General features: G+C 62.5%; 15 protein-coding genes. 10 read left to right on the forward strand and 5 right to left on the reverse strand.

The window, feature by feature from the left end; genetic code table 11:
* Positions 1 to 39 precede the first annotated feature (39 nt).
* Together NKH97_RS07280 and NKH97_RS07285 are read left to right on the forward strand one after the other, a co-directional pair.
* Entirely contained in the window at positions 40 to 2,610 is a 2,571-nt protein-coding gene (locus NKH97_RS07280; protein WP_128303962.1) for a GcvT family protein, read from the forward strand.
* Between the two features lie 9 nt (positions 2,611 to 2,619).
* A complete protein-coding gene (locus NKH97_RS07285) occupies positions 2,620 to 3,975 on the forward strand; it encodes a M24 family metallopeptidase (protein ID WP_023812289.1) in 1,356 nt (451 codons plus the stop codon).
* Here NKH97_RS07285 and NKH97_RS07290 read toward each other — a convergent pair.
* Complete coding sequence (locus NKH97_RS07290; protein WP_023812290.1) at positions 3,940 to 4,767, reverse strand: phosphate/phosphite/phosphonate ABC transporter substrate-binding protein; 828 nt, start codon at positions 4,765 to 4,767, stop codon at positions 3,940 to 3,942. The two genes, NKH97_RS07285 and NKH97_RS07290, sit on opposite strands and share 36 nt — an antisense overlap.
* Positions 4,768 to 4,858: 91 nt before the next feature.
* Complete coding sequence (locus tag NKH97_RS07295) at positions 4,859 to 5,869, reverse strand: fatty acid desaturase (protein ID WP_031213520.1); 1,011 nt, start codon at positions 5,867 to 5,869, stop codon at positions 4,859 to 4,861.
* A 230-nt stretch (positions 5,870 to 6,099) separates the two neighbouring features.
* Here NKH97_RS07295 and NKH97_RS07300 point away from each other — a divergent pair, with 230 nt between their 5' ends.
* Both NKH97_RS07300 and bmt read left to right on the forward strand, forming a co-directional pair.
* Positions 6,100 to 6,957, forward strand: a complete 858-nt coding sequence (locus NKH97_RS07300; RefSeq protein WP_023812292.1) for a helix-turn-helix domain-containing protein — start codon at positions 6,100 to 6,102, stop codon at positions 6,955 to 6,957.
* Positions 6,958 to 7,089: 132 nt separating this feature from the next.
* Positions 7,090 to 8,112: a betaine--homocysteine S-methyltransferase gene (gene bmt, locus NKH97_RS07305; protein ID WP_023812293.1), complete on the forward strand. Its 1,023-nt coding sequence runs from the start codon at positions 7,090 to 7,092 to the stop codon at positions 8,110 to 8,112.
* Positions 8,113 to 8,128: 16 nt separating this feature from the next.
* Here the strand turns inward: bmt and NKH97_RS07310 are convergent, their stop codons facing one another.
* The 3 genes from NKH97_RS07310 to NKH97_RS07320 form a co-directional block, all read right to left on the reverse strand.
* Complete coding sequence (locus tag NKH97_RS07310; protein WP_352795887.1) at positions 8,129 to 8,398, reverse strand: hypothetical protein; 270 nt, start codon at positions 8,396 to 8,398, stop codon at positions 8,129 to 8,131.
* A 365-nt stretch (positions 8,399 to 8,763) separates the two neighbouring features.
* Positions 8,764 to 10,878 (reverse strand): YfbK domain-containing protein, encoded by a 2,115-nt coding sequence (locus NKH97_RS07315; RefSeq protein WP_352795889.1) that lies wholly within the window; start codon positions 10,876 to 10,878, stop codon positions 8,764 to 8,766.
* Positions 10,879 to 10,880: 2 nt separating this feature from the next.
* A complete protein-coding gene (locus NKH97_RS07320) occupies positions 10,881 to 11,441 on the reverse strand; it encodes an RNA polymerase sigma factor (RefSeq protein WP_023812296.1) in 561 nt (186 codons plus the stop codon).
* Between the two features lie 155 nt (positions 11,442 to 11,596).
* Between NKH97_RS07320 and NKH97_RS07325 the strand changes: the two genes are divergently transcribed.
* Genes NKH97_RS07325 through NKH97_RS07350 form a run of 6 tightly spaced genes read left to right on the forward strand, consistent with a single transcriptional unit; the run spans position 11,597 to position 13,929 of the window.
* On the forward strand, positions 11,597 to 11,920 hold the full coding sequence (locus NKH97_RS07325; RefSeq protein ID WP_023812297.1) for an ArsR/SmtB family transcription factor: 324 nt from the start codon (positions 11,597 to 11,599) through the stop codon (positions 11,918 to 11,920).
* Entirely contained in the window at positions 11,917 to 12,342 is a 426-nt protein-coding gene (locus NKH97_RS07330) for an SRPBCC family protein (RefSeq protein WP_023812298.1), read from the forward strand. The genes NKH97_RS07325 and NKH97_RS07330 overlap by 4 nt, the downstream gene beginning before the upstream one ends.
* Positions 12,343 to 12,396: 54 nt before the next feature.
* Entirely contained in the window at positions 12,397 to 12,618 is a 222-nt protein-coding gene (locus tag NKH97_RS07335) for a hypothetical protein (protein WP_023812299.1), read from the forward strand.
* A gap of 11 nt (positions 12,619 to 12,629) precedes the next feature.
* On the forward strand, positions 12,630 to 13,064 hold the full coding sequence (locus tag NKH97_RS07340) for a DUF1801 domain-containing protein (RefSeq protein ID WP_352629347.1): 435 nt from the start codon (positions 12,630 to 12,632) through the stop codon (positions 13,062 to 13,064).
* A 29-nt stretch (positions 13,065 to 13,093) separates the two neighbouring features.
* Positions 13,094 to 13,486, forward strand: a complete 393-nt coding sequence (locus NKH97_RS07345) for a VOC family protein (protein ID WP_352795892.1) — start codon at positions 13,094 to 13,096, stop codon at positions 13,484 to 13,486.
* A gap of 41 nt (positions 13,487 to 13,527) precedes the next feature.
* Positions 13,528 to 13,929, forward strand: a complete 402-nt coding sequence (locus NKH97_RS07350) for a DUF1801 domain-containing protein (RefSeq protein ID WP_023812302.1) — start codon at positions 13,528 to 13,530, stop codon at positions 13,927 to 13,929.

Genomic DNA, 13,929 nt, shown 5'->3' on the forward strand with positions numbered 1-13,929 from the left:
GTCATCCGATTCAATCTCTTCAAAAACGGACTTATCTAGATGAAATCTCACGTAAAAGCGGTTGTCATCGGCGGCGGCGTCGTCGGCTGCTCGGTTCTCTACCATCTGGCCAAGGCCGGCTGGACCGACATCATGCTGATCGAGCGCTCGGAGCTCACCTCCGGCTCGTCCTGGCATGCGGCGGGAGGCTTCCACACGCTGAACGGCGACCCCAACGTCGCCAAGCTGCAGGCCTATACGGTGCAGCTCTACAAGGAGATCGAGGAGATATCCGGCCAGTCCTGCTCGCTGCACCTGACCGGCGGCGTGATGATGGCTGATACGCCAGAGCGCATGGATTTCCTGCGGCTGGCCCACGCCAAGGGCCGCTATCTCGGCATGGACACAGAGCTGATCACCCCGTCCGAAGCCAAGGCGATGTTTCCGCTGATGGACGAGACCAATTTCGTCGGCGCCATGTGGGATCCGGTGGAAGGCCATCTCGATCCGTCGGGCACCACCATCGCCTACTCCAAGGCGGCAAAAAAACTCGGCGCCGAGATCGTGCTGCGCAACCGCGTTGTGGAACTGACACAGGAGGTCGACGGCACCTGGAACGTCGTCACCGAACAGGGCACGGTGAAGGCCGAGCATGTCGTCAACTGCGGCGGCCTGTGGGCGCGCGAGATCGGCCGCATGGTCGGCGTCGAGCTGCCGGTTCTGGCCATGGAGCACATGTATCTCTTGACCGAGCCGATGCCGGAGGTCGAGGAGTTCAACAAGTCGACCGGCCGCGAAATGATCGGCGTGCTCGACTTCAAGGGCGAGATCTACACCCGCCAGGAGCGCAACGGCATCCTGCTCGGCACCTATGAGAAGGCCTGCAAGCCGTGGTCGCCGGTCAACACGCCGTGGGATTTCGGCCATGAATTGCTGCCGCCCGACCTCGACCGCATCGCGCCGTCGCTGGAAATCGGCTTCAAGCATTTCCCCGGCATCGAGAAGGCCGGCATCAAGCAGATCATCAACGGCCCCTTCACCTTCGCGCTCGACGGCAACCCGCTGGTCGGCCCGGTGCAGGGCCTGACCAATTTTTGGTGCGCCTGCGCCGTGATGGCCGGCTTCAGCCAGGGCGGCGGCGTCGGCTTGGCGCTGTCGAACTGGATGGTCCATGGCGATCCCGGCTTCGACGTCTGGGGCATGGATGTCACCCGCTTCGGCGAATGGGCCGGCCTGCGCTACACCAACGCCAAGGTGCGCGAAAACTATTCGCGCCGCTTCTCCATCCGCTTCCCCAATGAGGAACTCCCGGCGGCACGCCCGGCGCAGACGACCCCGCTCTACGACACGATGCTGGCCAACAACGCCGTCATGGGCGACAGCTGGGGACTTGAGACACCGCTCTGGTTCGCACCTGAAGGCAAGGAACCCAGGGATATCGTCTCCTTCCACCGCTCCAACGATTTTGGGCCGATCGGCGAGGAAGTGCGCGCCACGCGTGAGCGTGTCGGTGTCACCGAGATCGCCAATTTTGCCAAATACGAAGTCTCGGGACCCGCGGCCGAGGATTTCCTCAACCGGCTGATGACCAACCGCATGCCGAAGACCCGCCGCATCGTGTTGACGCCGATGCTCAACGAATTCGGCAAGCTGATCGGCGACTTCACCATCGCCAAGGCGGCAGAAGACCGCTTCATGATCTGGGGCTCGTCGGCGGCGCAGAAATACCACATGCGCTGGTTCGAGAAGCACCTGCCGAAGGACGGAACGGTGCGCATCCACCGCTTCGACCAGACCCTGGTCGGCCTGTCGATCGCCGGGCCGAAATCACGGGACTTGCTGCAGAAACTGGTCGATGTCGACGTCTCGACAAAAGCCTTCCGCTTCATGGATTTCCGCGAGATGGCGGTCGGCGGGGCGCCCTGCATGGTCAACCGCATCACCTACACCGGCGACCTCGGCTATGAAATCTGGATGGCGCCGGCCTACGAGCGCCTGGTTTACAAAGCGATCAAGGACGCCGGCGAGGAATTCGGCCTTGTCGATTTCGGCATGCGCGCGCTGCTCTCCATGCGCCTCGAAAAGAATTTTCCGACCTGGTTCCGCGAGTTGCGGCCGATCTACGGCCCGTTCGAAGGGGCGATGGACCGCTTCATCAAACTGGAGAAGAACGACTTCATCGGCCGCGAGGCTGCCGCCAAGGAACAGGTCGAGGGTCCGAAGCTGCGCCGCGTCTCCTTCATCGTCGATGCCGCCGACGCCGACGTCATGGGCGACGAACCGATCTGGGCCAAGGTCAGCAAGGACTACGGCACGGTGGAAAAGCCGCATGGCTATGGCGCGCCACGCTTCGACAAGGGCGGCAAGGAAATACGCGGCTCCAAGGCTGCCGAAGGCGCGTCCGCCGTGCGCGGCATCGTCGACGGCGACTGGCGCGTGGTTGGCTGGGTCACGTCGGGCGGCTATGCGCATTATGTGCAGAAGTCGATGGCGCAAGGCTATGTGCCGGCGGCTCTTGCCGAGGACGAAAGCGCGGGCCTGTTCGAGATCGAGATCCTCGGACACCGCCGGCCGGCCCGCATCAACGTCGAAGCGCCTTTCGACCCGAGCGGCGAGAAGATGCGGACCTGAGGTTCGACCATGGACAGCGCGGGGCCGAAGGGCAGCTTTGGCCGCCATCGCAAGATCATGCCGTTCGAGCCAGGCTCGATCGAGGCCCTCCGCGACGCCTCCCGCCGGAAGGCGGCTTCGCTCAACCAGCATGTGCTGGGCTATGGCGCGCAGGCCGAAGCTGAATGGGCCGCGGCAGGCATTGCCGCGCCCGATCTGCCTGCCATGCGTCAATACCGGCTGGAGCGTATCCGCGCCGAGCTGAAGCGGCGCGGCTATGCCGGCGCCCTGCTCTACGACCCCGTCAACATCCGCTACGCCACCGACTCGACCAACATGCAGCTGTGGGTGGCGCACAACCCGACGCGGCATTGCTTTGTCGCCACCGACGGCCCGGTGGTGCTGTTCGACTATTTTTCCTGCGAGCACCTGTCCGATCATTCCGGCGTCGTCGACGAGGTGCGGCCGGCGGTGTCGTGGATGTACCTCTATAGCGGCGAGTTGACCGAGCAAAAAGTCCGCCGCTGGGCCGCCGGGATCGCCGATCTGGTGAAAGAGCATGGCGGCGGCAACAGCCGCATCGCCGTCGATCACATCAACCCGGAAGGCGTCGAGGAACTGGCGCGGCTTGGTATCTCCATCGGCAATGGCGAAGCGGTGATGGAAAATGCGCGGCTGATCAAGTCGCCTGACGAAATCCTCGCCATGCGCCGCGCCATCGTCGCCTGCGAGGCGGCGATGGGCGAAATGGAACAGGCGCTGAAGCCTGGCATTTCCGAAAATGAGTTGTGGGCGGAACTGCATCGCGGCAACATCGCGCGCGGCGGCGAATGGATCGAGACCCGGCTGCTGACGTCAGGTCCGCGCACCAACCCATGGTTCCAGGAATGCTCGTCACGCAAGATTGTATCAGGCGACCTCGTCGCCTTCGACACCGACCTTATCGGCCCCTACGGCTTCTGCGCCGACCTGTCGCGGACATGGCTGTGCGGCGATGCAAAGCCGACCAATGAACAGCGCGACCTGTTCCGTATCGCCGCCGATCAGATCGAGCACAACACGGCACTGATGCAGCCGGGCATCTCGTTTCGCGACCTCGTCGAGCGCTCGGCCGTGCCACCGGGAGACTGCTTCCCGACGCGATACGGCGTGCTCTATCATGGCGTCGGCCTGGCCGACGAGTATCCGACACTACCGCATGCCAGCGACTGGACATCGGACACGCCGGACGGCGTGCTGGAACCGGGCATGGTGCTGTGCGTGGAAAGCTATATCGGCCGGCTTGGCGGGCGCGAAGGCGTCAAGATCGAGGAACAGATCCTGATTACCGAGACCGGCAACGAACAGCTCTCAACCTACCCGTTGGATGCGAGGCTGCTCGGCTAGCCCGGCAAGGGCCTCGCGCAACGCCCCAACCGTCTTTTCCGGTGTCACCGCGGCGGTGATGTAAGGCAGGCCTTTGCGCCGCCCGGTCCAGCCGATGACCACCACCTTTTTCGCCGCCGGCTCGAAACGCTGCGCCAGTGCCCAGCTCTCGCAGTCGATGGCCGCTATATCGGCCTTGCCCTCGGCAATTGCCACGATCGAGGAACGGTGCCCACCGCTTTCGCTGCGCGAGGCAAAGAGGTCAAGGCTCTCGCCCATCGCCTCCAGGTCGCGCGTCAAACCGAGGAACCCCGACATCGAATCGAGGCTGTTGAAGGTGAAGCGCTTGCCACGGATGCGATCGAGTGGGACCAGCGGGCTGCCGTCATTGGGCGAGGCAACCGACGGCGCGCCATCCGCCAGCATGACGATAGCGCTGGAATAGAGCTCGCCCTGCCCGCCTTCGTAGGCGTCGTAGCTTGGCTGGGCGACCACCTGCACATGCCTGGACAGGCCGAGTTCCATCGGCCCCCAGCAGGTCTGCGCGAACAGCAGCGCCGGGTGCAGCCACAGTCTGTGAAAATCGAGTTCGTCCGGCGGCAATGTCGCTGGATCGGGTGCGATCAATGCACCGGCAGCATCACGAATTCCGCCCGGCACCGGCGGCAGGTCACCATTGCGACGCGCGATGGTTTCCGGCGCGTCAATGCCCTTTCCCCGGAAAGCATCGCGCAGCAGCACCCATTGCGCGTCGACCTCGCCGCGCACTTCGGGCCAATCATACATCGGCAACGCCGCAACCAATTCACTCATGCCGATATCAAATCATCATGTCGGGAAAAAGGATCGCAAAAACGCGGCGTCCAATCAGAATTGGCCGACACGGACCCCCGGATAGGCCGGATTATTCCTTGGGCGGCTCGGCGGGAACCGGCGCACTGCCAAGCCCGCTGATGCTGCGCGCCCTGATGCGCGGCTTGAAGGCCCTGCCCGGCTCGGCTTGACGCCGCAGCACCGGGTGCACGATCGGCTCTTTTGCCTTGAAGGCGTAAGCCTTGATCAGCGCGAAATAGTTCGGATAGGCATAGCCATTGTTCATCCGCAGCCATTCCTCACGGCGGTCACGAAACAGCTTGGGTAGCTTGTACCAGGCCACGGTCGGGGTCTTGTGGTGGACGAAGTGCAGATTGTTGTTGAGGAACAGGAACGACAGCGGCGAACGCTCGACGATCACCGTGCGACCTTCCGGATGTTCCGACCATTGATGCTCGGCGAACGTGCGGATCGAGATCAGCGACTGGCCGAGCCAGACCGGCACGAGAATGTAAAGCCACAGCGGGATGCCGAAGCCGAACTGGACGATCGGCAGCACGACGGCAAGGCCGATCGCGTGCAGCAGCCACGCCTTGCGGATCGCCTTGTCGCCGGCGAACATCTGCTTGGCGTCGTCGATGAAGAAGCCGACGCAGGACAGCCACGGGCCGAGCACGAAGCGGCCGGCCATGGTGTTGTTGATCTTGAGCAGGAATTTCATCGTCGGCGGCAGCTCGTCATGCTGCCAGAGCGCCTGGTAATAACTCTCTGGATCGTCCAACGGGTCGGTCAGCCGCTCGTCGGCGTGGTGGCGCAGATGGATGGTCTTGAAGCGGCGGAATGGCCAGACCAGACCGATCGGCAGGAACACGAAGGCTTCGTTGACCCGTGCATTGCGTGTCGGATGCCCGTGCAGCACTTCGTGCATGATCGACGATTGCAGTGCGGCGGTCAAAGCCAGGATGGCGAGCGCCAGGACGGGGTAGGATGGCCAGAGCAGGAAACCGGTGGCGAGCCAAGTTGCGTAACAGAAAAAGGCGAGTACCACGGTCGGCCACTCGATGGCCGGTGCGCTGTGTCGCCTGATGCTCTTGCTCGTCATGCTATCGACCACTGTCCCTCAGTCGCCGGAAACCCCAATTGGCTCCTGACAGCATAGTGTCAGGAGAAATGATTCCACTCAACGAGACAAAGTGCACAAACTGTTGCGATTGCGCATTTTCGGCCGCACATGTTATACATTGTAAACAAACTTAGGGATTCATTTACGCCTGAGGCGCGCTCGGAAGCGATTCGGCGCAAATTTTTCCTCAATCGAGGTGGAGCCCGCACATGGACAAGCGCGACCTGTCGACGATCTTCCGCGAACGCCTGAAAATGCTCTTGACACGCTCCGACCTGAACCAGTCGGCCTTCGCGACCGCGGTCGGCATCGACCGCTCGGCGCTATCGCAGCTGCTGTCCGGCGCCTCGACCCGCCTGCCCCGCGCCGAAACGCTGCTCAACATCGCCGCCGAGTTCAAAGTGTCGCTGGACTGGCTACTCGGTCTCAGCCAGGACGAGGGCCTCACCGGCGAAATCCGCGAGAGCCTGGAGATCGAGGAGGCACCCGACGGCTTCGACCGCACCCTGCTGGCCAAATGGCATGCCGAGGCGGCCGGCACCAAGATCCGCTACGTGCCTGCCGGCATTCCCGATCTTCTGCGCACCGAAGCGCTGGTCGACTACGAAGCCGGCATCACCAACAAGAGCCGCCTGGCGCAGGCCGGAGAAACGCAATACCGCATCGACTACAACAGGCGCCCGGAAACCGACATGGAAGTCTGCATGCCGCGCCACACGCTGGAGATCTTCGCCCGCGGGCTGGGTGTCTGGGACCGTTTCCCCGAAGCCGACCGGCGCGCCCAGTTGCTGCACATGGCGACGCTGCTCGACGACCTCTACCCGACCTTCCGGCTGTTTCTCTATGATGGGCGGATGCGCTATTCGATCCCCTACACCATCTTCGGCCCCTATCGTGCCGCCATCTATGTCGGCGACATGTATCTGGTGCTCAACGCCACCCAGCCGATCCAGACGCTGATCCAGCATTTCGACAATCTGATCCGGGCTGCCGACATCAATGCGCACGAGGCGTCCGGCTTTGCGCACAGGCTGGCCGGCATGTCGTTCCCAACAGGCACTGTCTGATTTTCGGCAGCCAAGATCACCACCGCGCCATGGCTCAAGGCGCCATGGGCGAACTCCGTCCTAGCTATTCATTGACTACACATAAAGACTTCTTTATATCCTTATCCGACTTCGAACATGAAAGCCAATCCGATGACGACCACCAACCCGATCGATGCGCTGCTGGCTGAAAAGGGCGTGCTGCTGGCCGATGGCGCCACCGGCACCAATCTATTCGCCATGGGTCTGGAGGCCGGCGAGGCGCCCGAACTGCTGAACGAGACGGCGCCCGACACCATCACCAGCCTGCACCAGAATTTCGTCGATGCCGGCGCAGACATCATCCTCACCAATTCGTTCGGCGGCACCCGTCACCGTTTGAAGCTTCACCATGCGCAGGACCGCGCGCATGCGCTGAACAAGCGCGCCGCCGAGCTTGCTCGTGCCGTCGCCGACAGAGCCGGCCGCAAGGTGATCGTCGCCGGTTCGGTCGGCCCGACCGGCGAATTGCTGGTGCCGCTGGGCGCCATGACCTATCACGAGGCGGTCGACGCCTTCGCCGAACAGATCGAGGGTCTCAAGGCCGGCGGCGCCGAAGTTGCCTGGATCGAGACGATGTCGGCTCCCGACGAGATCCGCGCCGCCGCCGAGGCGGCCATCCGCGTCGGCTTGCCCTACACCTACACCGGTTCCTTCGACACCGCCGGCCGCACCATGATGGGTCTGCTGCCGAAGGATATCCACGGCGTCACCGACGGGCTGTCGCAGGCGCCGCTCGGCGTTGGCGCCAATTGCGGCGTCGGCGCCTCCGACATCCTGGCCTCGCTGCTCGACATGACCGAGGCGAAGCCGGAAGCGACGGTGATCGTCAAGGGGAATTGCGGCATTCCCGAATTCCGCGGCACCGAGATCCATTATTCCGGCACACCCGAACTGATGGCCGACTATGTCAGGCTCGCCGTCGATGGCGGCGCCAAAATTATCGGCGGCTGCTGCGGCACCTCGTTCCAGCACCTCGCCGCCATGCGCAAGGCGCTCGACGCGCACACCAGGGCGGATCGTCCGACGGTTGCCGCGATCGTCGAACGCATCGGTCCGATGCGCAACAAGGTGGCGACGGAAAACACCGCCGAGACCAGTGAAGCCCGCCGCGAGCGCCGCCGCAGCCGGGCCTGATCTTATCGGTTTTCGATTATTCGCTGTTGTCGGCGTAGCTTGACTGCGCCGACTTGAAATCGACCACATTGTCGCCGTGCATCGTCATAAGCGCGCCGGATGAAACCGGATCGGTTATCTGCTCCAGCATGATGCGGAAGCGGTCGTTGGTCAGCGCCGACATGGCAGTGTGGCGCGCCTGCGCGACATCGTCGCTGATACGCTTGGATTCGGATGATGGGGCTGATGAAACCGCCGAGGCGGCCCGTGCCGGAGGTGTCGAGTTGGCGATAGTCCTGATCTGCAATTCCAGCTCCCTCAAGCCCCGTCGACCTGTCCCGTGTAGCAAGGAGGGGGTTGCGATCTGGTACCGGAAATGCGGCGCAATTTAACGATTCTGCAGGTTAACGCTGCGCCTCGGATCTGTTGAGATTCAGGTCAGGCCGAGCCGAAAATGGTGGTTTCCGAGAACCGGAGCGGAGCGTACTTAAGTACGTGAGCACCGGAAGCGCAGGGAACCTCCATTTGCAGGCCGGCCTCACCTGAATATCAATAGATCCGAAAAAAAGGCCGGCAAGGGAATGAACCCCTCGCCGGCCTGCCTCACCCGCCCGTTGGTCGGTTTCCCGTATCAGAACGATCCCATCTGAAAGAAACCGGCCGTCATCACCACTACCGGTTGCCGCCCAGCGCCGAGGCAAGGCGCACAAGCGAGAGGAACTCGGACCTGTACCCAAACGGGTCGGCTCCTCGAGCGGCAGTGGCAATCTCCATGATCTTGTCGTAACCGAACTTCGCAGTCGCATCCTCGTCGCGCAGCTTCTGGCCGAAGGCTGCAACCGCGACGGAGAAACGCTGGTCGGTGCTGGCCTGGTCGAACGACGAAATCTCGTTGGCCGAGGTCACCGGCGTGGTGATCAGCTTCGAGACGTCTTCATTGGGCAGCTTGTAGCGGATCTTGACGAAGGCATATTCATCCGCATTGGCGACGCCGCCATTGTCCACCGACGCCTGGCCATAGCGCAGCGGATCGATCTGCTCGCCACCGCTGCCTTTCGGCGTGATCTCGTAGATCGCGGTGACCGAGTGACCGGAGCCAATATCGCCGGCATCGACGCGGTCATTGTTGAAATCCTCGCGGTTCAACGCCCGGGTCTCGTAGCCGATCAGGCGATATTCGGAGACCTTGTTCGGGTTGAACTCGACCTGGATCTTCACGTCCTTGGCGATGGTGAACAGCGTCGAGGAGGCATCCTCGACCAGCACCTTCTCCGCCTCGGCCAGCGTGTCGATATAGGCGGCGGTACCGTTGCCGTTCTGGGCGATGGTCTGCATCATCTGGTCATTCAGATTGCCGCGGCCGAAGCCGAACACCGACAGGAAGACACCGGTCTTGCGCTCCTTTTCGATCAGCCGCTTCAGATCATCGTCGTCGCTCTGGCCGACATTGAAGTCGCCGTCGGTGGCGAGCATCACCCGGTTGACGCCGTCCTTGACGAAGGATTTTTGCGCCAACCTGTAGGCTTCCTTGATGCCCGCCTCACCGGCCGTGCTGCCGCCGGGCGTCAGATTGTCGATGGCGCTGAGGATCTTGTCCTTTTCGGACGCCTTGGTCGGCTCCAGGACTGTGCCGGCGTCACCGGCATAGGTGACGATCGAAATGGTGTCGTCGGCCTTCAGCTTGCTGACCAGCAGCCGGAAGGCCGATTTGAGCAGCGGCAGCTTGTCCGGCTCGTCCATCGAGCCCGAGACATCGATCAGGAACACCAGATTGGCCTTCGGCTGCTCGGTCGGCTTGACGTCAAAACCCTTGATGGCGACATGCATCAGCCTGGTCTGCGTGTTCCACGGCGTCGGCATCACGCTGACGGTCGAGTTGAACGGCGTCGAGGCCGAATCCGGCCCCCTCCAGTCATAGGGGAAATAGTTGATCATCTCCTCGACGCGGACCGTATCGGCCTGCGGCACGAAACCTTCCTTCAGCGAACTGCGCACGAAGGAATAGGACGCCGTGTCGACGTCGATCGAGAAGGTCGAGACCGGGTCCTCGAGTGCCGCATGCACCGGATTGGTCTTGAAATCCTCGATACGGTCGCGATTTTCCTCCTGCGGCAGCATCTGGTCGGCCGGCGCCATAGCCGGCTGCTGCGGCGCCATCAGCTTCGACTCCGCCGCCATGCGGGCTCGCGAGGTGCTGGGTACACTTGCAGCGCCATCCAGTGCGAATTCACCTGTCGGTGCCGGTGGCGCAGGCTCGGCCAGCACACCGCGCTCCAGCGCATTTTGTTGTGCAGCGCCCCCAGCAACGGTCGATTCGGATTTCTGCGGCGAGGCCGGCGCCACAAGCGCATCGGTGGCGTCGCGGCTTTCCACATCGGCGTCCGCCTTCTTGTCCTTCTCCAACTCGCCGCGAGCCGGCTTCGGCTCGGCGGTCGTCGGCTTCACCGTCGTCGGCTTGTCGGCCAGCGTCTCGCTGATCTTCTCGTCGCCGCCGAATTTGGGCGGCTGTTCCCTCAGCAAATGGAAGGTGGCGTATCCGGCGATCGGCAGGGCGACGAGCCCGGCAAGGGCCGGCGTGGCAATAAGTTTCTTTTGCATGATCTCGCTCCAGAGCTTTTGTGCTCGCTCTGTGAGACGAAGCCCGCCAACCGATCCTTGGGAGACAGCAGAAATATTTTCCTGATCATAGGCGCGCAGGGCGGCCTCGAAGGCACGTGCCTTGGCATCCTTGGCGGGCGCCGGTGCTGCGATATCGCGCAGTCTGTTGAGTTCATTGTCGTCGACCATGGTCACACTTCCCCGGCCGCGCGCATCAGCGTCTTCAGCCGTTTCTTCGCTTCATGGATGTGCCAGGAAACCGTCGTCTCCGAGATCGCCATCGCCTCGGCGGCGGCCGCGTGGCTCAATCCTTCGCCATAGACCAAAAGCACGGCGTCGCGCTGCTTGTCCGGCAATTGCCGCACCGCGGCCCATAGCGCTTCGGCGGGGTCTTCCGGTTCGATCGACGCCTCGCCCGAGATCAGTGCATGGACGCAATAGGCCTCTGTCTTGACTGTCTCGCGGGCGGATTTGCGCATCATGTCGCGCGCGGCGTTCAGGGTCACGGAATAGAGCCATGTGGTGAAGGCGCCGCCGCCGCGATAGTCGCGGATCGCCTTGCCCAGCCTGACGCAGACTTCCTGGGCTATGTCTTCGGCATCGGCCTTCCTGCCGCACCAGCGATAGGCAGCGCGATAGACGAAGTCATAGTGCCTTTCCAGCAATGTGCTGAAGGCCCCCCTGTCTCCGCCCTTCGCCCGCCCGATCAGTTCGGCGTCGGAGGCTTCGCTCTCATCCAGCATCATCGCCATCATTTGCCTGTTGGACGAAGGCTAATGGCTAATCCTTGGGGCAATGGAAAGATTTTTTTGGAAACCGCCGGATCGTGACCGCCGGCACCCCGCTTGACACATCCATATCTCGGCGGTTATACGTCAATCAATAGCCACCGGGTTATCGATCCAAAATGAACAACGCTCACGACGTCCTCTTCAGAACGCTCTCCGATCCGACGCGTCGTGCGATCTTCGAGCGCCTGTGCCGGCAAGGCGAGCAGACGGTCGGTGCCCTGACGGCTCAGTCGGGGGTCTCGCAGCCGGCGGTGTCGAAGCATCTCGGCGTGCTCAGGCAGGCCGGGCTCGTGCGTGACCGCCATCAAGGACGGCAGACCCATTATAGCGCCCAGCTCGCAGCACTTTCCCCGCTGACCGACTGGACGAACCAGATGAATGCGTTCTGGCAGAGCCGGTTCGATGATCTCGAAAATTTGCTCAAAAGAATGGACCAATGACCAACATCGCGACCGAAACGCGCTCCGTCATCGTCGAACGTGAGATCCCCTATCCGCCGGAAAAAATCTGGCGCGCGCTGACCCAGCCGCATCTCATCGAGGAATGGTTGATGAAGAACGACTTCCAGCCAGTCGTGGACCACCGTTTCAAGCTGCGAAAGGAACCGCAACTTGACGTGAGCATCGTTGTCGACTGTCAGGTAACAGCCGTCGAGCTGAACAAGACACTGTCCTACACGTGGCAGGCCTATGGCCTTGAGAGTGTCGTCACCTGGACTCTCCTGCCGACCAGCACGGGCACCCGGTTGCGCATGGAACAGTCCGGCTTCCGGCCGGATCAGGAGCAGGCGTACCGGGGCGCGACGAGCGGGTGGCGGCAGTACCTTGCAAATCTGAGTCAAGTCCTGGCGCGGATAGATTGAAACCCGCCGGTGCGGATCGGTGGTCCGCGTCGGCTGTTTTGACAGGAGGAACTATTGGACTGGAACATGTGGGTTCGGCAAATTCATCGCTGGCTGTCGATCATCTTTACGCTGACCGTCATCGCCAACTTCGCCACCATGGCATTCGGGCAGCCTCCCGCCTGGGTGGTCTACTCGCCGCTCCTGCCGCTCTTCCTGCTGCTGTTCAGCGGCCTGTACATGTTCGTGCTGCCCTATGCCGCCAAGGGACGCGGCGCGCAGCGTGCGCGCGGATAGGAGTGGGTAGAATGGTCAAGACACAGGGTCAATTGACCAAGGCTGCGCCAGTGCTGCTCTCGGGCGGCAACCCGCAAATCGCCAAGGGCGATGGTGACGCCCCGGTGCAGGCCTATATCGCTGCGATGCCGGGTTGGAAGCGCGGCCTGGGCGAACGCCTCGACGCGCTCATCGAGCGCAACGTGCCGGACGTCCGCAAAGCCGTGCGATGGAACTCGCCCTTCTACGGCATCGAAGGCCAGGGCTGGTTCGTGTCGTTTCATGTCTTCACCCACTATTTGAAGGTGACCTTTTTCAGTGGCATCTCATTGCAGCCGATCCCACCAGGCGGCACGGCAAAGAGCAAGGATGTGCGCTGGATCGACATCCGCGAAGACCAGTTCGACGAGGCGCGGATGGCGGACTGGGTCAAGCAGGCGGCCGCGCAGCCCGGCTGGATCCCGTAACGGCCGAATAACACACAGGAGAAAGAGCGATGAAGATCAAGCTGACCAGCGTGTATGTGGACAACCAGGAAAACGCACTGCGCTTCTACACCGACGTGCTGGGCCTCGCCAAAAAAGCCGATTTCAGCAACGGGCCTTTTCGCTGGCTGACAGTGATCTCAGCCGACGAGCCTGATGGAACCGAGCTGCAACTCGCGCTCAACGACAACCCGGCCGCCAAGGCCTATCAGGAAGCCATCTTCGAGCAGGGCCAGCCCGCGATCATGTTCTTCACCGACGACGTCAAGGGCGACTACGAGCGCATCAAGGCGAAGGGCGGCGCGTTCACCATGCCGCCGACCGACGTAACCGGTTCGACCATCGTCCAGCTGAACGACAGCTGCGGCAATCTCGTTCAGATCACCCAACTGACGCGCTGGTGACAGGCAGCGGTTGAACGCGTCGAGGCACAGGAAGGCACCCAATGACCCCCTCGCAACAAATCGACCAATTGATCGCTGGCCTCTCGGACTGGCGCGGCGAGACGCTCGCCCGCATCCGCAAGACCATCCTTGCAGCCGACCCGGACATCGTCGAGGAGTGGAAGTGGATGGGCAGCCCGGTATGGTGCCTCGACGGCAACATCGTGGTCGGCAACGCCCACAAAGACAAGGTGAAGCTGACCTTTTCCCATGGCGCCAGCCTGCCGGACCCCGACAAGCTGTTCAACAACGGTTTTGGCGGCAAGGTGTGGCGGGCAATCGACATGTTCGAGGGCGAAAAGCTCGACGAGGGCGCCCTGAAAGACCTCGTCCGTGCCGCCATCGATTACAACCAGGCCAAAAAGAAGAAGAAGGCGGCTGCTGGGACGAAGCCACGGACGTAA

This window comes from Mesorhizobium sp. M0870, assembly GCF_040319775.1.
GTDB lineage: Bacteria > Pseudomonadota > Alphaproteobacteria > Rhizobiales > Rhizobiaceae > Mesorhizobium.

Coding starts and splice junctions, on each gene's coding strand:
- NKH97_RS07280 (WP_128303962.1), top strand. CDS start 40: ATGAAATCTCACGTAAAAGCGGTTGTCATCGGCGGCGGCGTCGTCGGC.
- NKH97_RS07285 (WP_023812289.1), top strand. CDS start 2,620: ATGGACAGCGCGGGGCCGAAGGGCAGCTTTGGCCGCCATCGCAAGATC.
- NKH97_RS07290 (WP_023812290.1), bottom strand. CDS start 4,767: ATGAGTGAATTGGTTGCGGCGTTGCCGATGTATGATTGGCCCGAAGTG.
- NKH97_RS07295 (WP_031213520.1), bottom strand. CDS start 5,869: ATGACGAGCAAGAGCATCAGGCGACACAGCGCACCGGCCATCGAGTGG.
- NKH97_RS07300 (WP_023812292.1), top strand. CDS start 6,100: ATGGACAAGCGCGACCTGTCGACGATCTTCCGCGAACGCCTGAAAATG.
- bmt (WP_023812293.1), top strand. CDS start 7,090: ATGACGACCACCAACCCGATCGATGCGCTGCTGGCTGAAAAGGGCGTG.
- NKH97_RS07315 (WP_352795889.1), bottom strand. CDS start 10,878: ATGGTCGACGACAATGAACTCAACAGACTGCGCGATATCGCAGCACCG.
- NKH97_RS07320 (WP_023812296.1), bottom strand. CDS start 11,441: ATGGCGATGATGCTGGATGAGAGCGAAGCCTCCGACGCCGAACTGATC.
- NKH97_RS07325 (WP_023812297.1), top strand. CDS start 11,597: ATGAACAACGCTCACGACGTCCTCTTCAGAACGCTCTCCGATCCGACG.
- NKH97_RS07330 (WP_023812298.1), top strand. CDS start 11,917: ATGACCAACATCGCGACCGAAACGCGCTCCGTCATCGTCGAACGTGAG.
- NKH97_RS07340 (WP_352629347.1), top strand. CDS start 12,630: ATGGTCAAGACACAGGGTCAATTGACCAAGGCTGCGCCAGTGCTGCTC.
- NKH97_RS07345 (WP_352795892.1), top strand. CDS start 13,094: ATGAAGATCAAGCTGACCAGCGTGTATGTGGACAACCAGGAAAACGCA.
- NKH97_RS07350 (WP_023812302.1), top strand. CDS start 13,528: ATGACCCCCTCGCAACAAATCGACCAATTGATCGCTGGCCTCTCGGAC.